General features: G+C 71.5%; 17 protein-coding genes. 11 read left to right on the forward strand and 6 right to left on the reverse strand.

Annotated features, from left to right (window positions below; genetic code table 11):
• The first annotated feature begins 52 nt into the window (after positions 1-52).
• The gene (locus ACFYPN_RS23100; protein ID WP_358765259.1) at positions 53-796 is read left to right on the forward strand and encodes a maleylpyruvate isomerase family mycothiol-dependent enzyme; all 744 of its coding nucleotides are present in this window, start codon (positions 53-55) and stop codon (positions 794-796) included.
• A 54-nt stretch (positions 797-850) separates the two neighbouring features.
• Here ACFYPN_RS23100 and ACFYPN_RS23105 read toward each other — a convergent pair whose 3' ends face one another.
• Positions 851-1582, reverse strand: a complete 732-nt coding sequence (locus ACFYPN_RS23105) for a TetR/AcrR family transcriptional regulator (protein WP_389300651.1) — start codon at positions 1580-1582, stop codon at positions 851-853.
• A 134-nt stretch (positions 1583-1716) separates the two neighbouring features.
• Here ACFYPN_RS23105 and ACFYPN_RS23110 point away from each other — a divergent pair, with 134 nt between their 5' ends.
• Entirely contained in the window at positions 1717-2184 is a 468-nt protein-coding gene (locus tag ACFYPN_RS23110; RefSeq protein ID WP_389300652.1) for a nitroreductase family deazaflavin-dependent oxidoreductase, read from the forward strand.
• 68 nt (positions 2185-2252) lie between these two features.
• Here ACFYPN_RS23110 and ACFYPN_RS23115 read toward each other — a convergent pair whose 3' ends face one another.
• On the reverse strand, positions 2253-3485 hold the full coding sequence (locus ACFYPN_RS23115) for a geranylgeranyl reductase family protein (RefSeq protein WP_358765265.1): 1233 nt from the start codon (positions 3483-3485) through the stop codon (positions 2253-2255).
• Between the two features lie 195 nt (positions 3486-3680).
• Between ACFYPN_RS23115 and ACFYPN_RS23120 the strand changes: the two genes are divergently transcribed.
• Both ACFYPN_RS23120 and ACFYPN_RS23125 read left to right on the forward strand, forming a co-directional pair.
• Positions 3681-5045 carry a dipeptidase gene (locus tag ACFYPN_RS23120; RefSeq protein WP_358765267.1) on the forward strand — a complete coding sequence of 455 codons (1365 nt, stop codon included), beginning with the start codon at positions 3681-3683 and terminating at the stop codon, positions 5043-5045.
• A 1172-nt stretch (positions 5046-6217) separates the two neighbouring features.
• Positions 6218-8761, forward strand: a complete 2544-nt coding sequence (locus ACFYPN_RS23125; protein ID WP_389300656.1) for a tachylectin-related carbohydrate-binding protein — start codon at positions 6218-6220, stop codon at positions 8759-8761.
• A 145-nt stretch (positions 8762-8906) separates the two neighbouring features.
• On the opposite strand, the gene ACFYPN_RS23130 is transcribed toward ACFYPN_RS23125, so the two are convergent.
• Positions 8907-9953 carry an NUDIX domain-containing protein gene (locus ACFYPN_RS23130; protein ID WP_389300698.1) on the reverse strand — a complete coding sequence of 349 codons (1047 nt, stop codon included), beginning with the start codon at positions 9951-9953 and terminating at the stop codon, positions 8907-8909.
• Positions 9954-10439: 486 nt separating this feature from the next.
• Between ACFYPN_RS23130 and ACFYPN_RS23135 the strand changes: the two genes are divergently transcribed.
• The 3 genes from ACFYPN_RS23135 to ACFYPN_RS23145 all read left to right on the forward strand — a co-directional run bounded on the left by ACFYPN_RS23135 (position 10440) and on the right by ACFYPN_RS23145 (position 11863).
• Positions 10440-10844 (forward strand): hypothetical protein, encoded by a 405-nt coding sequence (locus ACFYPN_RS23135; protein ID WP_389300659.1) that lies wholly within the window; start codon positions 10440-10442, stop codon positions 10842-10844.
• Between the two features lie 207 nt (positions 10845-11051).
• Positions 11052-11402 (forward strand): ATP-binding protein, encoded by a 351-nt coding sequence (locus ACFYPN_RS23140; protein ID WP_389300661.1) that lies wholly within the window; start codon positions 11052-11054, stop codon positions 11400-11402.
• 119 nt (positions 11403-11521) lie between these two features.
• The gene (locus ACFYPN_RS23145) at positions 11522-11863 is read left to right on the forward strand and encodes an STAS domain-containing protein (protein WP_389300665.1); all 342 of its coding nucleotides are present in this window, start codon (positions 11522-11524) and stop codon (positions 11861-11863) included.
• Between the two features lie 24 nt (positions 11864-11887).
• Here ACFYPN_RS23145 and ACFYPN_RS23150 read toward each other — a convergent pair whose 3' ends face one another.
• Positions 11888-13090, reverse strand: a complete 1203-nt coding sequence (locus ACFYPN_RS23150) for a PP2C family protein-serine/threonine phosphatase (RefSeq protein WP_389300668.1) — start codon at positions 13088-13090, stop codon at positions 11888-11890.
• 943 nt (positions 13091-14033) lie between these two features.
• Between ACFYPN_RS23150 and ACFYPN_RS23155 the strand changes: the two genes are divergently transcribed.
• The 3 genes from ACFYPN_RS23155 (at position 14034) to ACFYPN_RS23165 (ending at position 17387) form a co-directional block, all read left to right on the forward strand.
• Complete coding sequence (locus ACFYPN_RS23155) at positions 14034-15695, forward strand: IPT/TIG domain-containing protein (protein ID WP_389300671.1); 1662 nt, start codon at positions 14034-14036, stop codon at positions 15693-15695.
• Positions 15696-15999: 304 nt separating this feature from the next.
• Entirely contained in the window at positions 16000-16575 is a 576-nt protein-coding gene (locus ACFYPN_RS23160; protein ID WP_389300673.1) for a hypothetical protein, read from the forward strand.
• 635 nt (positions 16576-17210) lie between these two features.
• The gene (locus ACFYPN_RS23165; protein WP_358765278.1) at positions 17211-17387 is read left to right on the forward strand and encodes a hypothetical protein; all 177 of its coding nucleotides are present in this window, start codon (positions 17211-17213) and stop codon (positions 17385-17387) included.
• A gap of 93 nt (positions 17388-17480) precedes the next feature.
• Here the strand turns inward: ACFYPN_RS23165 and ACFYPN_RS23170 are convergent, their stop codons facing one another.
• Positions 17481-18407: an ROK family protein gene (locus tag ACFYPN_RS23170; RefSeq protein ID WP_358765285.1), complete on the reverse strand. Its 927-nt coding sequence runs from the start codon at positions 18405-18407 to the stop codon at positions 17481-17483.
• A gap of 173 nt (positions 18408-18580) precedes the next feature.
• Here ACFYPN_RS23170 and ACFYPN_RS23175 point away from each other — a divergent pair, with 173 nt between their 5' ends.
• The gene (locus ACFYPN_RS23175; protein WP_358765279.1) at positions 18581-19609 is read left to right on the forward strand and encodes a LacI family DNA-binding transcriptional regulator; all 1029 of its coding nucleotides are present in this window, start codon (positions 18581-18583) and stop codon (positions 19607-19609) included.
• A gap of 45 nt (positions 19610-19654) precedes the next feature.
• On the opposite strand, the gene ACFYPN_RS23180 is transcribed toward ACFYPN_RS23175, so the two are convergent.
• Complete coding sequence (locus ACFYPN_RS23180; protein WP_389300677.1) at positions 19655-20944, reverse strand: DUF6986 family protein; 1290 nt, start codon at positions 20942-20944, stop codon at positions 19655-19657.
• Positions 20945-21246 lie beyond the last annotated feature (302 nt).

The raw sequence follows: 21246 nt of genomic DNA on the forward strand, positions 1-21246 counted from the left end.
TCACCGTTGACGCGTGGACAGCCACCCCCCTCTTCCTGCCACAATCTGCGCCATGGACATGTCCGAACAGATCACACAGCTCGATGACGAAGGCCGGTTGCTCGCGGCAGCGGCGGCGGAGGCGGGGACGGACGCTCCCGTACCGACCTGCCCGGGCTGGCGGGTGCGCGACCTGCTGCGCCACACCGGCACCGTGCACCGATGGGCGACGGCGTTCGTCGTCGAGGGGCATACCGAGTACGTCGCGGCGCAGGACGAACCCGACCTGGACGGCAAGGAGTTGCTCGACTGGTTCGACGAAGGGCACCGGGCACTGGTGGCCGCGTTGGACACCGCTCCGCGCGACCGCGTCTGCTGGACGTTCATGCCGGCGACCTCGGGGTCGGCGTTCTGGGCGCGCCGCCAACTGCACGAGACGACGGTGCACCGGGTGGACGCCGAGTCGGCACTCGGGACGCCGTACTCCTCGGTGGACACGGTCCGCGCGCTCGACGGCATCGACGAGTTGCTCGTCGGTTTCCACGCGCGCGCCAAGAGCCGGGTGCGCACCGAGGACCCTCGCGTCCTGCGGGTGCACGCGGTCGACGCCGACGCCGCCTGGACGGTCCGGCTCTCGGCCGGACCGCCGCAGGCCGTGCGCGACGACGGCGGGGAGGCCGTGGCCGACTGCGTGCTGAGCGGCAGCGCGGAGGCCCTCTACCTGATGCTGTGGAACCGTCTGCCGCTCTCCTCCGTCACCGTCGGCGGTGACGAGGCCGTGGCGGGACTCTGGACGGAGAACTCCGCCATCATCTGACGCCCCGGGAGGACGGTCGCCGATGACGCCGCCCGGCTCTTCCCCGTCTCCGGGTCACTCTCCGGGAAACTCGCCCTGCCACCCCCCGGGCGCCGTGAGACCTACCGAGTGCGCCAGGCCGTCCGCCGCCTGACGGAACAGCGCCTCCCGGTCCCGCACCACGCCCTTGAACTGACCGAAGAGCTCGAAGGAGACGAGCCCGAAAAGCTGGGCCCAGGCGATGACGAGCGCGGCGGCGTTGGCCGGAGGCAGGTCCGGGGCGAGCTCGGCCGCCATCCGGACCGCCTCGGGGCGCAGCGCGGCGGAGAGCGGCGGTGTGGTGACGCCCTCGTGCAGATGGGCGTCGCGGACCAGCCCGATGAGTACCAGGCCGACCCGGGAGGCCGGGCCGACGGTGTCCTGGGGTGCCACGTAGCCGGGTACGGGTGAACCGTGGATCAGGGCGTACTCGTGCGGGTGCGCGAGGGCCCATTCCCTGACGGCGCACGCGACGGCCGTCCAGGCGGCGGCGGAGGAGGTGTCCGGGCGCACGGTCGTGTCACGGGCGGCTTTCTCTGCGGCTTCACCGATGGCGTCGTACGCGTCGACGATGAGTGCCGTCAGCAGTTCGTCGCGGCTGGGGAAGTAGCGGTAGAGCGCGGAGGAGACCATGCCGAGCTCGCGGGCGACGGCGCGCAGCGAGAGCCGGGCGGCCCCCTCCGCCGCGAGCTGGGCCCTCGCCTCGTCCTTGATGGCGGCTGTGATCTCGGTACGGGCGCGTTCCCTGGCTCCCCTGATGGCACTCATGACGCCCATCCTGCCACGCGGTCGGATCACCGAACAGAAACGAGAGCAGTGCTCTTGCAAAGCCGCCCCGTCGAGAGCACACTGATCTCAACAGAGAGCACCGCTCTCGATCGCGCTCGGGGACTGGGGACACCATGTCGCAGGCACAGCCGTACTACTTCAGAACCGGTGCGATCGGCACCCGTTTCAACAGCGTGGTGGGGTGGCTCGCCCGCCACGGCTTCAGCCTCCTCGGCACGGCGGAGATGTCCGTACGGGGGCGCAAGAGCGGCAAGCTGCAGCGCGTACCGGTGAACCCGCACGTCCACGACGGCGAGCAGTACCTGGTCTCGGCCCGCGGCCACTCGCAGTGGGTGCGCAACATGCGGGCGGCGGGCGGCGGTGAACTGCGCGTGGGGCGCAGGACGCGCGCCTTCACCGCGGTGGAGATCGCGGACGACGCGCAGAAGGTGCGTGTGGTCCGCGCCTACCTGAAGCGCTGGGGCTGGGAGGTGAACCAGTACTTCCAGGGCATCACCGCCACGTCGACGGACGCGGAACTGCTGGCTGCCTGCCCCGACCATCCGGTCTTCCGGATCACGGTGGAGCAGCGGGGCGCCTGACCCCGGAATGCACCGTGCCCGGCCCGCGGTACGGCGGGCCGGGCACGCCGCGGCGGACCGGACACCGCCTAACCGTTGTCGGCGGCCCGGCGGTCCATCACGGAGAGCGCGCGGTGGGCCAGCGGGTGCGTACGGACCAGTTCGGCCAGCGACGTCGTCCCCCGGGTGATCCCGGCGAACGCCGTCCACGCGGGCCTGAAGGTCGTGAGCACCGCGTGCAGGACTCCGGGGCGGCGCTCGAAGAGCTTGAGCATCCGGCGTCCGACGTTCATCTCGACGCCGAGTCCCGCCTTGATGGCGAAGGCGTAGTTGAGCGCCTGGCGCCGGGCGTCGACCGCGTCGCGGGCCTCGGCGATGCGTACCGCCCACTCCCCCGCCAGCCGGCCCGAGCGGAGCGCGAAGGAGATGCCCTCACGGGTCCAGGGCTCCAGGAGGCCGGCCGCGTCGCCGCAGACCACGACCCGGCCCCGGGAGAGCGGCGAGTCCTCACTGCGGCAGCGGGTGAGGTGACCCGAGGAGATCTTCGGTTCAAAGCCGGCCAGCCCGAGGCGGGCGATGAAGTCCTCCAGGTACCGCTTCGTGCCCGCGCCGTCGCCCCTGGCGGAGATCACGCCGACGGTCAGCGTGTCGCCCTTGGGGAAGACCCAGCCGTAACTGCCGGGCATCGGACCCCAGTCGATGAGTACCCGCCCCGCCCAGTCCTCGGCGACCGTCTCGGGGACGGGGATCTCCGCCTCCAGGCCGAGGTCCACCTGATCGAGCTTCACACCGACGTGGGCGCCTATGCGTCCGGCACTGCCGTCGGCGCCGACGACGGCCCGCGCGAGCACCGTCTCGCCACCGGCCAGCACCACCGCGACGGTGCGCCGGTCCGGGACGGACGAGCCGTGCTGCTCGACCCGTGCGACGGAGGCGCCCGTACGCAGCTCGGCGCCGGCCTTCTGCGCCTCTTCGACCAGCAGGGCGTCGAACTCGGGCCGGTTGATGAGGCCGAAGAGCATGCGCTTCGACTTGCGGGTGCGCACCAGCTTCCCGTTGAGGGAGAAGGTGACGGCGTGCACGCGGTCGCGCAGGGGGAGTTCGAATCCCGGCGGGAGCGAATCGCGCGAATATCCGATGATCCCGCCACCGCACGTCTTGTATCGGGGCAGTTCCGCCTTCTCCAGCAGCAGGACCCGGCGGCCCGCGACGGCGGCCGCGTATGCCGCGGAGGCACCGGCAGGCCCTGCACCGACTACCACGACGTCCCACACCGACGACTCTTCGTGCTCACGCCCGGCGTCTGCGTTCTCGCTGCTCACGATGTGCTTCTGCTCCCGATCCGACCCGTTGCCCCAGCTACTGACGGCATCCTACGGCGCGTTCCGGCCAGGGTCCGCTGTGGGAGGATCGGCAGTGATTTCGTCGTACGGACAACGCCGGACAAACGGCGTCGTCCACGGCCGCGCACGACCTGCGCGGCCGTACCCGGCACCGCACTCCCAAGGAGCCTGCCCATGACCGCCCGTCCGATCTCCGAAACCGTTGCCTCGCTGATGCCCCGTGCCAAGGCGGAGCTCAGCGAGCTGGTGGCGTTCCAGTCGGTGGCGGATCCCGCGCAGTTCCCGAAGAGCGAGTGCGAGGCCGCGGCCGGCTGGGTCGCCGACGCGCTCACCGCGGAGGGATTCCAGGACGTCGCGCTGCTGGACACGCCCGACGGGACCCAGTCCGTGTACGGGTACCTCCCCGGCCCGGCCGGAACCCCGACCGTACTCCTCTACGCCCACTACGACGTGCAACCGCCGCTCGACGAGTCGGCCTGGCTCTCCCCGCCGTTCGAACTGACCGAGCGGAACGGGCGCTGGTTCGGCCGGGGAGCGGCGGACTGCAAGGGCGGTCTGATCATGCATCTGCTCGCGCTCCGTGCGCTGAAGGCGAACGGCGGCGTGCCGGTCGGCGTGAAGGTCATCGCGGAGGGGTCCGAGGAGCAGGGCACCGGCGGGCTGGAGCGGTACGCGGAGGAGCACCCGGAGCTGCTCGTCGCGGACGCGATCGTCATCGGCGACACGGGCAACTTCCGGGTCGGGCTGCCGACCGTCACCGCGACCCTGCGCGGCATGACGATGCTGCGCGTGACGCTCCGCACCCTCGAGGGGAACCTGCACTCCGGCCAGTTCGGAGGCGCCGCCCCGGACGCGCTCGCCGCGATGATCCAGCTGCTCGCCTCGCTGCGCGCCGAGGACGGTACGACAACGGTGGACGGGCTCACCGGAGACGCCTCCTGGGACGGGCTGCAGTACCCGGAGGAGGACTTCCGCAAGGACGCGAAGGTGCTCGACGGGGTGGAACTGATCGGTGCGGGTACGGTCGCGGACCGCATCTGGGCGCGGCCCGCGGTGACCGTGATCGGGATCGACTGCCCGCCCGTGGTCGGCGCCACTCCGTCCGTCCAGGCGAGCGCGCGGGCGCAGGTCAGCCTGCGGGTGCCGCCGGGGCAGGACGCCGCCGGGGCGACGAAGCTTCTCACCGCCCACCTGGAGTCGCACGCCCCGTGGGGCGCGCGCGTCACGGTCGAACAGGTGGGCCAGGGACAGCCGTTCCGCGCGGACGTGACCAGTCCCGCGTACACCTCGATGGCCGCGGCCATGCGGATCGCGTATCCCGGCGAGGAGATGCAGACGGCGGGCATGGGCGGGTCGATCCCGCTCTGCAACACGCTGGCGCAGCTGTACCCGGAGTCGGAGATCCTGCTCATCGGCCTGAGCGAGCCCGAGGCGCAGATCCACGCGGTGAACGAGAGCGTCTCGCCCGATGAGCTGGAGCGCCTCGCGGTCACGGAGGCGCTGTTCCTGCAGAACTACGCGGCGTCCCGGCAGGGCTGACGGGCACCCGGGCGGGACCGGTCCGGGCCGTCCCCGGAGCCGTATGCGGGAGCGGGGCCCCCGCGGTGCGAGGCGCACAAGTGGCGCCGGGTTCGCAACGCGGGGGCCTTTTCCGTCGATGCTCCCGCGTCCCCCCGACCGAGGGCCGGCCCGGTTGGCCGGCCGAGCCGGTCGCCGGCTTCCGCAATGTCGGCAGCCCTTTCGCGGAACCACTCCCACCCACTGCGGAACCGGGGCGATTCATGCCCCTTCCCGTCGATTCGGCGCACTCTTGGGTCAATCCGTTTTGCCGGGTTGGAAACGCCCCGCACTCCTTGAGCCGAACGGCGGCCTTCACCCGATTGACGAAGAATTCCACAGAATTCCACGACACTGGCGATGACGCCCGAGCCCGCGGCGGAGAAACGGCGCAGAGAAGCACCTCGCAACCGATACTGCTCTCCGGAGTCGCCGATCGAACCACCCCTCCCCCCACCCCTTGCTGATGCGGGGAGAGCCTGAGCTTCGCGGCGAACCTCTGAGGGGACCACCCCGACCAGGTCGGTTGCCGGGGCTGCGGAAAGGTGAACGGCGGCGGAATTCCGGGTGTACCGAATCTCGCGCGAGACACGCAGTGAGACGCCCGCGGGAAAGAACTCGGCCTGCATAAGCAATACTTTTTCCTTTTCGGCACTCCGGACAATTCATGCCGATGGGGAGATCCAGTACCAATGATCACACTGTGACCTGCAACACTCCCCTTACTGACGCATGAACCCCGTGGTACAAATTGCTGCGCCGGAATCAGGGAAATCCAGTGCGCCACTGTGCGGTAAACGGGGGTGAATTCGCGCTCGACCGGGAACAGAAAGCCCGCTCCCGTACGGTCCACCGCTCATTGCCGGAACGTCGCCATCAGACCCATGGGCGCGGACACATGGACCTCTCGTTCGACACCCAGTAGCGACATCAATAGCGACAGCGACAGAGACAGAGCCAGTGGCGTCCGGACGCCGGCTGCGGAGAGCCCCGACGAGGGCAGCCGCCCCCCGCTCCCCGGAAGCGTCCCGCACCTGTGGCGTCACGGCGTCCGCCCGTACTCACCACCGACTTGTGCAGCGACCCACCGACGTGGGGGCGGCGATGTGCTTCGCCCCTGCTTCGCCGTCGCCGCGAACTCCGAGAGAGAGATCATGCCGAGACCGTCCCGCTCCGTGGCCACCGGTATGGCCGCCTCCGCCGCCGCTGTCATCGCCGCCCCCCTGGTGCTCATCGTGCCGGCCCAGGCGGTCACCGGCTCCGACGCCGCCGCCAACTCCTACGCGTTCACCACCCGTCTGGACATCGGCGCCGGGCAGCGTGCCTGCTCGGGGGCGCTGGTGTACTCCGACTGGGTGCTCTCCGCGGCCAGTTGCTTCGACGACAACCCGGCCGACGGGCTGAGCGTGCCGTCCGGCGCCCCCAAGCAGGCGACGACCGCCACCGTCGGCCGTACCGACACCACCACCACGACCGGCCAGGTCCGCGCCGTCACGCAGCTCGTCCCGTACCCCGGCCAGGACCTGGTGCTCGCCAAGCTCGCCCTCCCGGTCACCGACATCACCCCCGTCAGCCTGGCCACCACCGCGCCCGTCGCCGGGGAGGAGCTGCGGGTCACCGGCTACGGCCGTACCAAGGACGAGTGGACGCCGGTGAAGATGCACACCGGTGCGTTCACCGTGGCCTCCGCCACGGGGGACGAGGTGAACATCACCGGCAAGGACGGCGCCGCCGTCTGCAAGGGTGACGCGGGCGGTCCGCTGCTGCGTGAAGCGGCCGGGTCGGTCCGTCTCGTCGGCGTCAACAGCCGTTCCTGGCAGGGGGGCTGCTTCGGAACGGCTGTCGGCGCCGACGAGACGCCCACCGGCGCGATCGCGACGCGACTGGATCAGCTGCGGGCCTGGGTGGGCGCCAACGTCGAGCCGGTGTGCAACCCCCAGGGCGCGCTGTACTCGGTGGTGAGCGACGGCTCGCTGCTGCGCCGCAACCTCGACGACCCGATGAACGGCACCGGGACGGTGCCCGAGGCCAGCACCATCGACACCGGCTGGCAGTCCTACGGACGCGTCCTGGCCGGCACCTCGGCGACGTTCTACGGCATCAAGTCCGACGGCATCTACCTCAGCCACCGGGTCGCCGCGACCGCTACCTGGGACGTGCACCACAAGAAGATCAGCTCGGCGTTCACCGCGTACGCACAGGCCACGAACCACAGCAAGATCACCGTCGACCGGACCGGGCACATCTGGTACGTCGACACCGACGGCGATCTCCGCTGGGCACAGTACGACACCGTCGCCGGCACCTGGAACAGCCAGGGCGACAAGAAGGTCGACACGGGCTGGAACGCCTACACCCACGTCTTCGCCGCCGACGACGGCGTGCTCTACGGCATCGACTCCGCTACGGGGCACCTGATCCGGTCCCGCTACGACTTCACCAGCCAGCGCTGGATCCAGCACCAGGCGACGGTGAACACCGCCGACTGGCGGGACACGAAGGAGATCACCTCCTTCGGCGGTGACACGATCCTGCGCGTCAAGACCACGGGGGAGATGCGTCAGTACCGGTACAACGAGGGCACCGGCGTCTTCGACAGCTGGAACAAGCTGGTCGGCTCCGGCACCAACTGGACCCTCTACACCAGCATCAGCACCGCGCCGGACAACTGCTACCTGCGCGGCGACCGGTCCCCCGCCCTCCCCTCGGTGGAGCGGACTCCGGACGCGGCCGGAAGCGTCCTGCAGGCGTCCACCGGTGAGATCCAGTACGCCTACGTCGACGCCGACGGCCGTCTCGTCCACGGCCGTCAGGCCAAGGGCGCCGACCTCTCCGCCGTCCAGTGGACGACCGGCGCCGCCGGCGAGACCTACACCGGTCGGCCCCAGCTCGCCGAACAGCCCGACACCAAGGTCGCGCTGGTCGCCCAGCAGACCGACAGCGACGTGGTGTGGCGCCGCCACGTCCAGGGCGCCGCCGACACCCCCTCCTGGACCGATCTCCACGGCTCGATGAAGGGCCACCCGGTCACCGCCGAGCGCGCGGACGGCGTCCTGGTCGAGTTCTCCGCGGATGCCGCGGGGGTGCCCTGGTACCGGGCCCAGCAGCGGCCCAACGTCGACTTCCTGGGGTGGAGCAGGCTCACCGGGTCGGGCCTGAGCGGTCAGCTGACCGCGGTGACCACCGGCACCTCCGTCCAGCTGTTCGCCACCGACACCGCCGGGCAACTGCGTACGGCCACCTTCACCAACGGCGCTCTGGGCACTTGGAGCGACGTCGGGAACAGGGCGGTCAGCGACGCCCCGTCGGTGGTCGTCCGCGGTGACGGGCGGCTGGGCGTCTTCGCCCGCGTCGCCGACGGCAAGGTCGTGACCGCGGAACAGTCCGCCGCGGGCGGAGAGTTCGCGGCCGCCTGGACCCCGGTCGGCGACCTGACGGCGGCGGGCGCGCCGTCGGCGGTGGTGAACCCGGCGACCGGGTTCACCCAGGTCGTGGCACGCTCCGCCGACGGGACGATCCACCAGACCGAGGAGGCGGTGAAGGGCGCCTACGGCACCTGGAACCCCTGGACCCAGGTCTCGGCGGAGGTTTCCGCCACCGACCCCGCGGCCTTCGCCTACACGACCGCCACCGGCGCGGCGTGGGCGTACCTCTACCGCAACGGCTCCAACCAGCCCCGGATCCAGCAGGGGCAGTAGCAGGTACGCGGTGGGGAGCGCGCTGCTCCCCCGCCGCGTCCCCGGGCGGGTCGTACGCCGGGTACGAGGCATCCCGGCCCGCTCGCCGGGGGCACCTGCCCGACGCTGATGCCGCTCCCCGACGGACGGGCGCCGGTCGGCGGCACTACTCCGCGCCGCCGACCGGCACCCCGGCCTCCAGGTTGAGTACGGTGGAGCGCTCGCGGGCCCTGAGCGCCCAGCGCAGCCGGGTGTGGCGGGTCGGCGGGAGGAGGGCGGCGGCCTCTTCCTCGGTGACGAAGCGCCACTCCCGCAGTTCGGAGTTCTGGAGCCGGAGCCCCTCCGCGTCCTCGTCCCGCAGCACACCGCCGTCGAAGAGGAACCGCAGGCCACCGTAGCCGGGCGGTCTCGGCGCTTCCCAGTCGACCACGAGCAGCCTGGGCTCGGTGGTCAGGACCAGGCCGATCTCCTCGGCCACCTCCCGGACTCCCGCCCCGGCCGGCGCCTCGCCCGTCTCGACTATCCCGCCGGGGAACTCCCAGCCCGCCTTGTAGGTGGGGTCGACGAGGAGGACCCGGCCGCGTTCGTCGAAGAGGAGGACACCGGCCGCGACCGTCTCGGCGGTCGGGGGCGGGTTCTGGACGATCCCGCACTCCCGCGCGGCGCCGGTGCGTACCGCCTCCTCGATCCGCAGTGCGGTCTCACGCGGGGTGAGGGCGCCGTTGTCGATGACGTGGGCGTCGGCGGTGAGCCACGGGAGGGCCGCACGGTGGGGCTCGATGTGTTCGAGGCACCAGCGGCGGGTGGCCCGGTCCCGCTCGGCGTCTCCCGAGAGCTCGTGCCGTGCCGCGATCCGCCGGCGCAGGATCGTTTCCCCTGGGAGGAGCAGCACATGGTGGACGGGGATGCGGCGGGCGGCCAGCCCGCCGAAGATCTCGTCGCGGTACTCCTGCCGCAGCAGCGTCATCGGCACCACGAGCGTGCCGGGCACCTCGGCGAGCAGGGCCGCCGCGGTGTCCACGACCAGGCGTCGCCAGATGGGCAGGTCCTGGAAGTCGGTCACCTCCGCGAGACGTTTGCGCGGCAGCAGCCCACGCAACGCCGCGCCGGTCAGCCCGGGGTCGTACAGCGTGCTGTCCGGGACCAGGTCGAGCAGTTCGCAGGCCGCACTGGTCTTGCCCGCACCGAACGCACCGTTGACCCAGACAACAATCACTAGTACTCCCGGGCGGGAAGGCCACTGACCAGCAGCGGAGCGGGTTTCGCGGGATTTCCTGGGAGATGTATGGGAAAGTCGGCGTCCATGGCCCGGCTCCCCCCACCCTTTCCTCCCAGACTCCCTGGAGATACCCAACAATCTGCTCCTCCATCGCGATCGTCACCTCGCTGTACGTTCCCTCCCTGCCGAGCAGCTCATGCCCCATGCGACCCTCCACCGCAACACGCGGGACATCTCCGGGCTACGGCCTGGCCAAGGGGTGTCCCGCAATTCCTGGCGGGTGCGCGACGACAGCTACAGCACCTCGCCGCGCTGTCGGAACGTCCCCATACATCCAGTATGCGGACACCTCTCCGCCTTGCGATGCACCGCATCCGACGCCGCGCACTGATCCACCACGCATTGCGGGACAGCCCTTGGCGCGGTGTGACCGGCTCTGAGTGGGCGTCATTGATCAGAAACTCATGGGGTTCACTCGTCGTGGGTGTGGCGGACGTGCGGGGCTTTGAAGCAGCCGGTGATGATGTGGGGTTGGCGTTGTCGGCGGTGGAGGAACCTGCGGGTCTCGGCGGCGAGTTCGGTCCGGTTTCTTGCCCGGTGGGTATGGGGCAGGCCGACGACATCCGCGGCTCGGCGGAACTCTCGGAATGGAAACGCATCGACCGGCTGCTCGCCGACGCCGTCCCCGGCACCGTCCATGACCCGGACACCGACGACGTCGTCCAGGCCGAGCTCGCTTCCGACGCCGCGGCCGCGAGGTGGGGCGAGGATCAGGAGGTCGGTTCGGCGGCAGAGAGATCCGGGTTTCGGGGCGGTCATGGAGCGGATACGTCAGGGCGGCAGGGGGCCGCTGCACATGACAGTCTGCTCGGCGGGCACACGTGACGGAGGGAGACCAGGGGTGCGGGCCGGGCGTGGACACCGTGGTGTGTGCCGTGTCGTGGGTGTTTTATCCTCCGGAGAGGATGCGGGAGGCCTGCAGCCCGGTGAGGGGATTGGGGGTCTGTGATGCAGGAGTTGCCACGGAACGGGAGGACGATGTCCCGGCAGGCGGCCCATTTGGGGGCAGCGGTTTCGTACGACAGGTCGCCCGTGATCGCGGAAGCGCGCAGTTTCGCCGGCGCGTTCCTGGACCGGGCCGTCGTGCGGGGTGTGGCGGTGGTGCCCATGAAGCGGGGGGATGCGCTGCTGGTGGTCAGTGAGCTGGTGACCAACGCCGTACGGCACGCACCCGGTCCGTGCTCTCTCGCCCTGGACCTGGACGAGGGTCTGCTGAAGATCGCGGTGTCGGACACGTCGAAGCGCTCTCCCCAGGCGCAGGCCTTCGAGCCCTGGCGCATCGGGCAGCACGGACTGGAGATTGTTGTGGCCTTGTGCGACCGGGTTGACAGCGTGAGCACCGCTCGTGGAAAGATCGTTTGCGCACAGATTACGGTCGTCTGAGCTCGTCCCCGCCCGGGCGGAGCCTCGCGGAAGTTGACACCGACAGGACGACCGCGCCGGTCTGATGATCAGGCCGCGCTCACGGCCGGCGGTCCGAAGCCGCCCGGAAAGGTGGCACCTTGCCCAGTGAACGCACGCAGATCCGCACGTCCGTCACCCCGCGCGGCGTCACGGTCCTCGCCCCTGCGGGGGAACTGGACTACGACAGCGTCGTCGCTCTTGAGACGGCCATCACCGCGACGGGGCGCCTGCCCTGCGCCGTGGTGGACTTCTCCCACGTCACCTTCACCGATTCCACCGGGATCAACGCCCTGCTCCGTGCCAGCGGCACCCTCCGGGCCGCAGGCGGCTGGCTGCGCCTCAGCAGCGTTCCCGATGCTCCCCTGCGCGTCATGCGCATGGTCGGGCTGGACCACGTCATCGACGTGTACCCCACCCTGGAAGCCGCCCTCCGGACGTGAAGCCACACAGGCGGTCCTGCTGCTTCAGTCTGCTGAGATGTCCGCGCCGTTCCATTCGCAGAACAGGACGGTGGCGTCGTCCTCCAGCTGTCCCTGGTGGTACTCCATGACGGCGTGCATGAGACGGCGCAGGGTTTCGTCGACCGGCAGGCTGTCGGCGTGGTGGCGGATGATGAAGTCGGTGAAGCGCTCCACGCCGAACTCACGACCGTCCGTGTCGCGGGCTTCGGTGATGCCGTCGGTGAACAGCAGCAGCCGGTCGCCGGGCTCCAGCTGTTCGGTGCACTGCTTGATGGGCAGGTTGAACCCGCTGCCCATCGGTCCGGCCGGCGGACAGCGGAGCGTACTGGCCCAGCGGCCGCCGCGGATCAGTACCGGCGGCAGGTGACCGCGGTTGACCCAGCTGAACTTGCCGGTGTCCAGCTCCAGGTCGGCGAGGATGCCAGTGGCGTAGCGGCTGTGCCCGAACTGCTCGACCAGGGTGTCCTCGATGGCTGCGCTGGCGTCGGGGATGGTCGCCCCGGCACGGCGGTGGCTGCGGCAGGTGGCCATCGCCAGGGCCGCGGTCAGGCCGGCGGCGGTGTCGTGGCCCATCGCGTCGAAGACCGCCAGGTGCAGGACGTCATCGGCCAGCGCGTACTCGTAGGCGTCCCCGGCCACCTGGTAGGCCGGTTCCATGAAGGCGCTGACCGTGACCCGCCGGTCGGAGAAGGTGCGCGGCGGCATCATGCTCCACTGCAGTTCCGCCGGTATCCCCATCGGCCGGGTGCGGATCAGCCGGGCGTGGGAGTCGCTGTGGGCCCGCTTGGAGACCAGCAGCAGTCCGGCCATCGACGCCAGCGCCCGCATCACCCCCTCGTCGGGCCTGCCCCCGTCGCGGGGGCCGGGCGTGACCTGCAGGACCCCCAGGCGTTCGGTGCCGTCGCGCACCGGAACCCAGCATGCTCCGCCGCGCGCAGGCGCGGTGATTTCGGCGATCTGGTAGGCACGGCCCGGCAGCGTGCCCTCGATCCGGAACTCCTCGCCCTCCTCGCCGGCGCTCAGACCGATGCCGGTGACTTCGCGCAGTACCTCCTCCTGGAGATCTGCCACGAACAACCGTGCCCCTCCCGCACCGGCTTCCTTCGCTGCGGTTTCGAGCAAGCGGGGCAACCTCTCGAAGGGGGCCGTGTGACTGGCCTCCAGCAGCCCGGTCAGCGACCGCGCCACATTCCACTCTTCTGACATGACCTATCCCCACAAGTGCACGATCGCGAGGGCCCGCGAATCGACGAACGCATGTGCCGCAGAGATCACACGGGGCTCAGTCCGAAGGAGCGGTACCGGTGCGACGGGCCCCCGGCGGGAGCCACCAGGGCAATGGTCTGCCCAGTCTCCCACTCTCCGGGCGAGGACCGCGGTCCGTCCATCAGGGAGGGCTCGGCCCTCGCCGCTGCTCCCCCTGCACGACCGCTACTCCGCGCCCGGCGCGTCGCCCGCAGGGACCGTCCTTCCGCGCCGCGCTGCGGGCCCGTGCCCAGGGAGCAGTTACCCGGCCCCGAACCCCGCCGTCATCGGACGGTCCGTCCAGGACACCTGGGACACCTGGGATACCCCGGAGCACGTGCTCGCCGCGCAGGGGAGGTGCGGGACCTACGCGGCCTTCCTACTCACCGCCGACGGCACGGCGCGCATGATGTTGACCCGCGAGCACCGGAACCGGTGCGCGAGTGGGCGCTCCCGCCGCACCGGGCCCTTTCACCAGTGGCTCGGGCCGACGGAGCAGACCGGGCAACGCCGATACCTCCACATCCCTGATCTTCCCGGAGTCGGGCTCCTGGGGGCGCACCGTTCAACGACGGAGAGCCGCAGCGGTGCGGCGTGGGTCGCTACCGGCGGAAAAACGCGCTGACGGATCTCCCGCCGCCCGCGTGGACGGCGACCGTGGCGGTGTGGGCGAGGCAGGGAGCGCAGTGGGGGGCGTACGGGTGGCAGGTGCGCCGGTTGGTTGCGCCGTGTACATGACCTTTCACGGTCGGTAGGTTTCAGGGGTGCCGGGATCCGGCCGGGCTGCCGGGAGCCGCCCGGGGGGTCGCGAGGCCGTGCTGACGTGCTGCGGTCCCGTGGCCGCCGGGCGGGGCGTACCGGTGCCTGGGGGTTTGCTTTGTTACGTTCCCATCCCGTCGGCGCGATGACCCGCCACTTCCTGCTCAGGACCCGGGCGGCGTTGACGGCCTGCCTGCTGACCGGTACCGGACTTGTCGCGGTCACGGCTGTCACGGCTGTTCCCGCGCACGCGGCCGGCACGAGCCAGCCGGTGTACGCCGCGGAGTTGCGGGCCAACGCGGTCGGCGTCCTGGACCCGGTCACCGGAGCGCCCACCTCGACGATCCCGGTCGGGGTCGCGCCCGTCGACGTGGCGGTGAGCCCGGACGGGGCGACCCTCTACAGCGCAGACCAGGGCAGCAACATCATCTCGGTGGCCTCCACCACGACCGGCACGGTCACGGCCACCGTCGCCGTCCAGTTGCCGAGGTCGGTCGCGGTGTCCCCGGACGGAACCCAGGTCTACGCCGGGCACTTCGTCTCGCCGGGGGTCTCCGCGATCGCGGTGATCTCGCCCGTGACCAACACCGTCACGGCGGACATTACGCTGGGCAACGGGGCTGACGGCATCGCCTTCACCCCGGACGGCAGCCGCGCGTACGTGGCCAACTTCCAGGACCACTCGGTTTCGGTGATCAACACCGCGACCCAGACCGTGACCGCCACCACCGTCCTGCCCGCCTCCAGCACCCCCAGCTCCCTCGCGGTCACCCCGGACGGCACGGCCGTGTACGCGCCCGCGTACAACTCCAACAACGTCCTCGTCATCTCGACGGCCACCAACACGGTCACCGCAACGATCAGCACCGGCACCAACCCGCAAGGCATGTCCATCTCCCCCGACGGCACGAAGGCATACACGGCCCTGCCGGCAACGAACTCCCTCGCGGTGATCGACACCGCCAGCAACACCGTCAGCGCCACCGTCGCGGTCGGCGCCGCCCCGGTGGACGTCCTGGCCGACCCGGCCGGAACCGCGGTGTACGTCGCGAACTTCGGTGGCAAGTCCATCTCGGTGATCGACCCGGCCACCAACGCCGTCACCGCCACCGGCGCCCTCAGTGCCGGGCCCTACGCACTGACCACCGCGCCCGCACCGCCGGCCGTGACCTCGATCAGCCCCACCAGCGGCCCGGCCGCCGGCGGCGGCACCGTCACCATCACCGGCACCGGCCTGTCCGGCACCGGCGCCGTGTCCTTCGGCGGCATCCCCGCCACCGCGGTCACCGTCGTCAACGACTTCACCGTCACCGCGACCATCCCCGCCCACGCCGCGGGCACCGTGGACATCACCGCCACCACCCCCGCCGGCACCAGTGCGACCTCACCCGGCGACCAGTACACGTACGTGGCCCCGCCCGCCGACATCGCCGTCGATCTGACCGCCGCACCGCACCTGGGAATCCTGGTGCCCTACCTCTCCTACACCCTCACCTCCCACAACACCGGCCCCGGCGCGGTCACCTCCGCCACGCTGACCGCAACGCTGCCTGCCGGGAAGACCGCCACGAACCTGTCAGCCGGCTGCACGTCCAGCCCCGGAACGGTCACCTGCACGTACGGATCCATCGCCAACGGCGCCAGTGCCACTTCCACGTTCCGGCTGCCGATCGGACTCCTCAGCATCGGCCACGTCACCGTGACCGCCACCCGGGCCACCTCCGCGCCCACCGACCCGAACGCGGCCAACGACGGCGACTCCGCCACCTGCACCGTCGTCTCCATCATCCTGGCCACCTGCCCCTGACCCGTGAAACCGGTCCGGCCGGTCCCCTCTGGGTGACCGGCCGGACGCGGCGCACAACCGGGTTCTCAGCCAGCGACACCTGCGCCGCCGACACGGGCGACATCACCACCAACTGCTGGATCAGCCCGGTCCGTGACCTCGGGGCGGGAGCGGCGACACGCTGCTCCCGACAGCGGCCAGAACTGCCGTCCATGCCGCGCCTTCAACAGCGCGGCATGGACGCCCCGCCTGCCCGTAGAAGCAGGCCCTTGTGCGGCAAAAGGCCCGCCACACCGGCGGCGCCCTGAGCGAAGTGAGGCAGATCATGAGTCGGATCAGGCAGCGGATCGTGAAGGTGTTCTCCAGGAAGACGCGCGTGCGCCCCGTGGCGCGGTGGCTGGCCGTGGCAGCGCTGGTGGTGGCGGGCGTCGGCGTTTCGGCGTCGTCGGCCCAGGCCGCCTCCTCCACGACGTGCACCGGCACTTCGGCAGTCACGTATTCGCCGGCACTGAAGAAGACCCCGCAGACGGTCAGCTGGACCGAGAACGACACCTACGCGTGCACGTCCACCGACCCCACCCTGACATCGGGCAGTTCCACGGTGAACGCCACTCTCCCCGGCGCCTCGTGCATCGGCGGAGGCGTGTATCCCTCGTCCACGACGTACACGATCAACTGGAACAACGGACAGTCCAGCACCATGACGGGGACCTTCACCGACGTGACCGCTTCCGGCATCGAGACGGTGACCGGGGTGGGCACCGTGACCTCGGGGCAGTTCACCGGCGGCACGGCCACGGTCGTGTGGGTCTACCTGGTTCCCAACCCCCTGCTCTGCCTGACCACCGGGATCACCAGTCAGAGCGGAACGGCCCTCGCCCAGATCCTCCTCGTACCCTGACCGTCCCAGGCCGGCAGGCGGGGCAAGGCACTGACAGCGCTGAAACAAATGAACGCGCTGGTCAGGGCCTTGCCCCTCCGCCGCCCCCTCGCCGGCCTCGGACTGGTCGGTACGGGGTTGTGGAACTGGACTTCGTCAAGAAGTCCACTTCGGAGTCTCCGGCCGCCCGCAGAGTCTGAGTAGAACCGGGGTTTCGGGGGAATGGAAGCAGGCCAGGACGCCGGTCTGGCCATATGTCCCCGCGACCGTTGATCCGGACGATCACGGCTCCGCCTTCAGCAGGCATCTCGTCCGGTCCGTGCCGCGCTCGCGCCCCGCCGCCGTACCGGCACGGCGCCGAGACCGGCCCGCGCCCTACCGGCCGCCCCGCCCGCGGGCCGCGACGCGGGTCCCGGCCCTCGGCGCGGCCCGGTCACCCGGAGCGGCCCAGACCCATCTGGCTTGCCCTGAACACCCCGGGGGAAAACCCGGCGCGACGAACCTGTTGCACGGGGCGAGGACGGGGTACCCGTCGGCAGACTTCCTGACGTACCGGCCACACCGGGACCGGTGGCCCGGGTCAACTGCGCCGGGCCGTCACCGGCAACCCGCGGTCGGGCGAGACCGCGGCAGCGGCAGCGGCAGCGGAGTACACCATGCGTCAGACGGTGCTCGAGCAGTTCCCCGCCGACGGCCCGCGCGGCAGCTGGCCCGCGGAGGAGTTCGCCGCCGCGCGCCGTGGCGAGGGGCTCGCGGTGGAGGTCGTGAGGGACCTGGGCCGGGACGCCTTCCTCGTGGTGGTCGCCCGGCACCCGGCCGACCGCGCCGGCTGAGCCGGCGAACCGCCGGCCCACCGCGCCCGCGGCAGGACATCGCCGCGTCGGCGGGCCGGTCGCGCACCCGGCCCGGCGGCCCCGGACGCGTCGTCAGCGCGCGGTGGCCGCGGCGGCCGCCCCCACCAGACCGGCGTCGTTGCCCATCACCGCGGGTGTCACCGTGAGGTTGCGTACGAAGGAGAGCGTCGCGTAGTCGGCCAGGGCCCGTCGCAGCGGCGCGAAGAGCACGTCGCCCGCGCCGGCCACACCGCCGCCGATCACCGCGATGTCGATCTCGACCAGGGTGGCCGTGGCAGCGATCCCGGCGGCGAGCGCCTGCGCCGCACGGTCGAAGGAGGACTGGGCCACGGGGTCTCCGGCCCGCGCGGCGGCGGCCACGGCGCGCGCCGTGACGTCCCCGTCCGCTCCGGGCAGCCAGCCGTTGTCCAGGGCCCGGCGCGCGATGTTGGGGCCGCTGGCGATCCGCTCGACACAACCGCGCGCCCCGCAGGGGCAGGAGTCGCCGTCCAGATCGACGCTGATGTGGCCGATGTGGCCCGAGTTGCCGGTGGGTCCGGGGTGGAGTCTGCCACCGAGGACGAGTCCACCGCCTACACCGGTCGACACCACCATGCAGAGCGCGTTGTCGTGCCCGCGGGCCGCTCCCTGCCAGTGCTCGGCCGCCGTCATCGCCACGCCGTCACCGACGAGGGTCACCGGCAGTCCACCGATCGTCTTCCCGACCCGCTCGACCAGAGGGAAGTCGCGCCAGCCGGGAACGTTGACCGGGCTGACCGTGCCCGCCGAGGCGTCCACCGGACCGGCACTGCCGATGCCCAGCGCCGAGGCGCGCTCCCACAGGGGGGATGCCATCAGCTCGGACAGGACGCCGTCCACCGTCCCCATCACCGACTCGCCGGACTCCCTGGCGGGTGTCGGGCGCTGCGCCCGCACCAGCAGCGTGCCGTCGTCGCCCACCAACGCGCCGGCGATCTTGGTGCCGCCGATATCGAGGGCGGCGACGAGGTGGGTATGCATGGGCTTGGGCTCTCCGGAGGGGTAGAGGGCGGACCTGCTGGTTCCGTCCCTGCGGTCTGCTTAGTCTGTATTGCCATGACAACGTTGTCCAGGGCCTATGCTCGACGCCACAGCCCCGACACCCCGTGGCGTCGACACCGGCGTCGCCGCACCCTACGACAGGACAGCGCACTGTGGCCGAGACCGCCCGTCATTCCGAGCCCCGCTACGGCAACCGGCCCACCATGAAAGACGTGGCCGCCCGGGCCGGAGTCGGTCTCAAGACGGTCTCCCGGGTGGTGAACGCCGAGGCCGGCGTCACGCCCGACACCGAGCGCCGGGTGCAGGAGGCGATCGACGCGCTCGGGTTCCGCCGCAACGACAGTGCCCGCGTTCTGCGTAAGGGCCGTACGGCATCCATCGGTCTGGTCCTGGAGGATCTGGCGGACCCGTTCTACGGCCCGCTGAGCCGCGCCGTGGAGGAGGTCGCCCGTTCCCACGGAGCGCTGCTGATCAACGGCTCCAGCGCCGAGGACCCGGTGCGCGAACAGGAGTTGGTGCTCGCGCTCTGCGCGCGCCGGGTGGACGGGCTGATCGTGATCCCGGCGGGTGACGACCACCGCTACCTGGAGCCGGAGATCAGGGCCGGCGTGGCCACCGTCTTCGTGGACCGGCCGGCCGGGCTGGTGGACGCCGACACGATCCTCTCCGACAGTTTCGGCGGCGCCCGGCAGGGTGTGGCCCACCTGATCGCGCACGGCCACCGCCGGATCGGTTTCATCGGGGACCAGCCGCGCATCCACACGACGACGGAGCGGCTGCGCGGCTACCACGCGGCGATGACGGACGCGGGCATCACCGTGGACGAGCGGTGGGTCTCCCTCGGGATCACCGCCCCGGAGCGGGTGCGCGCGGCCGCCGAGGAGATGCTGTCGGGCCCCGAACCGGTGACCGCGATCTTCGCGGGCAACAACCGCGTGACCGTGACCGCCGTGCGGGTGCTCGCCGGTCGCGAACGGCCGGTCGCACTGGTCGGGTTCGACGACATCGAACTGGCCGACCTGCTCGGCATCACGGTGATCGCGCAGGACGCGGCGGCCGTGGGGCGCACCGCGGCGGAGCATCTCTTCCGCCGCCTGGAGGGCGCGGGCCACGCCACCGCCCGGGTGGAGCTGCCGACGACCCTGGTGCCCCGCGGCTCCGGCGAGTTGCCCCCGGCCTGAGAGGGGAGGGCGGATCGCCCGCTCGGCCTCGGGACGCGCCCGGCCTCAGCCGCCCGCCGGACCGTGGCCGGTTCGCGCGTACGCGTCCAGCTCATGGCGGCCGATTCCCGTCAGCCGGGTGACCTCCGCGGTGTCCAGGGCCCCGCAGTCGATTCCGCGCAGCAGGTGGCCGCTGAGCGCCTTGGCGGTGGCGGGCTCGTCCATGACGTCCCCGGCGGACTTGGCGACGTACCCCGCGAGGCGGGCCGCCGCCTGGTCCAGCCCCTCGCGGTAGAAGGCGTACACGGCCGCGTAACGGGTCGGCAGATGGCCCGGGTGCATGTCCCAGCCCTGGTAGTAGGCGCGGGCCAGAGCGCGGCGGGTGAGGGCGTAGTGGAGGCGCCACGCCCGGTGCACGCGGTCGGTGGGGCCGACCGGCAGCACGTTGGTGGAGCCGTCCGAGACCCGTACGCCGGTACCGGCCGCGGCGACCTGCATGACCGCCTTGGCGTGGTCCGCGGCGGGGTGGTCGCTCGCCTGGTGGGCGGGGCTGACACCCACGCTCGCGCTGTAGTCGAAGGTGCCGTAGTGCAGTCCGGTGACCCGGCCGCGCGCGGCGTCGATCATCCGCGCGACGGCTGCCGTTCCGTCCGCCGCGAGGATCGACTGGCTGGTCTCGATCTGGATCTCGAAGCGCAGCCGCCCCTCGTCCAGGCCGTGCGTCCGCTCGAACGCGTCGAGCAGCCGGACGAAGGCGGTGACCTGCAGCGGGTGGGTGACCTTGGGCAGCGTGAGCACCAGCCCGTCCGGCAGCCCGCCGGAGCGGACGAGCCCGGTGAGGAACACGTCGGTGGTACGGATGCCCCGGGCGCGCACGGGCGCCTCCATGCACTTCATCCGGATTCCCGTGTACGGGGGCGCACAGCCCTCCGCGTTCGCCTGCTGGATGAGCAGGGCGGCGCGGGCGGCGTCCTGGTCCTCCTCGGCGCCGGGGCGTCTTCCGTAGCCGTCCTCGAAATCCACCCGCAGGTCCTCCACGGGCTCGCGCTCCAGCTTGGCGCGTACGCGGTCGTGGACGGGTACGGCGAGTTCCTCCGGGAGGCCGAGCGCGGAGGCGAAGGACGCCGCGTCCGGGGCGTGTTCGTCGAGCGCGGCCAGCGCCCGGTCCCCCCAGGAGCGCGGCGTCGCGGCATCGACGATGTCGGCCGGTACGTAGACCGTGTGCACGGGCTGGCGGGTGCCGGGGTCGCCCGGGTAGCGGCGCGCGAGTTCCGCGTCCACCGCGGCGAGCGAGGCGCCGATCTCCTCGCCCACCGCGTCGTCGAGGCTCGTCGCCACTTCGGCCCGTCGGGCCATGACCGTACCTCCCCGCTCGCGATACTTCCGCGTACCGGAATCGATGATCCGCACGGCGAAGCTATAAGGCCGCCGGATTCGCGTCAACGACGTACGGCCACGGGCCGGGGCCCTGCGGGGGCTCTCGGTGCGAGCGTCCGCGTGGTCCCGGCCCGTGGCCGTCGGCCCGTTCGCGAACCTGTCGCGGGGAGGGGCGTATGCAGCTCGGGTGTGTTCAGCCCTTGCGGGCGTTGATCTCTTCGGTGAGCTGGGGCACCACGGCGAAGAGGTCGCCGACGACGCCGTAGTCGACGAGTTCGAAG

Origin of the sequence: Streptomyces sp. NPDC005576 (assembly GCF_042871745.1) — a bacterium.
Lineage (GTDB): Bacteria > Actinomycetota > Actinomycetes > Streptomycetales > Streptomycetaceae > Streptomyces.

Coding starts and splice junctions, on each gene's coding strand:
- ACFYPN_RS23100 (WP_358765259.1), top strand. CDS start 53: ATGGACATGTCCGAACAGATCACACAGCTCGATGACGAAGGCCGGTTG.
- ACFYPN_RS23105 (WP_389300651.1), bottom strand. CDS start 1,582: ATGAGTGCCATCAGGGGAGCCAGGGAACGCGCCCGTACCGAGATCACA.
- ACFYPN_RS23110 (WP_389300652.1), top strand. CDS start 1,717: ATGTCGCAGGCACAGCCGTACTACTTCAGAACCGGTGCGATCGGCACC.
- ACFYPN_RS23120 (WP_358765267.1), top strand. CDS start 3,681: ATGACCGCCCGTCCGATCTCCGAAACCGTTGCCTCGCTGATGCCCCGT.
- ACFYPN_RS23125 (WP_389300656.1), top strand. CDS start 6,218: ATGCCGAGACCGTCCCGCTCCGTGGCCACCGGTATGGCCGCCTCCGCC.
- ACFYPN_RS23150 (WP_389300668.1), bottom strand. CDS start 13,090: ATGTCAGAAGAGTGGAATGTGGCGCGGTCGCTGACCGGGCTGCTGGAG.
- ACFYPN_RS23155 (WP_389300671.1), top strand. CDS start 14,034: ATGACCCGCCACTTCCTGCTCAGGACCCGGGCGGCGTTGACGGCCTGC.
- ACFYPN_RS23160 (WP_389300673.1), top strand. CDS start 16,000: ATGAGTCGGATCAGGCAGCGGATCGTGAAGGTGTTCTCCAGGAAGACG.
- ACFYPN_RS23165 (WP_358765278.1), top strand. CDS start 17,211: ATGCGTCAGACGGTGCTCGAGCAGTTCCCCGCCGACGGCCCGCGCGGC.
- ACFYPN_RS23170 (WP_358765285.1), bottom strand. CDS start 18,407: ATGCATACCCACCTCGTCGCCGCCCTCGATATCGGCGGCACCAAGATC.
- ACFYPN_RS23180 (WP_389300677.1), bottom strand. CDS start 20,944: ATGGCCCGACGGGCCGAAGTGGCGACGAGCCTCGACGACGCGGTGGGC.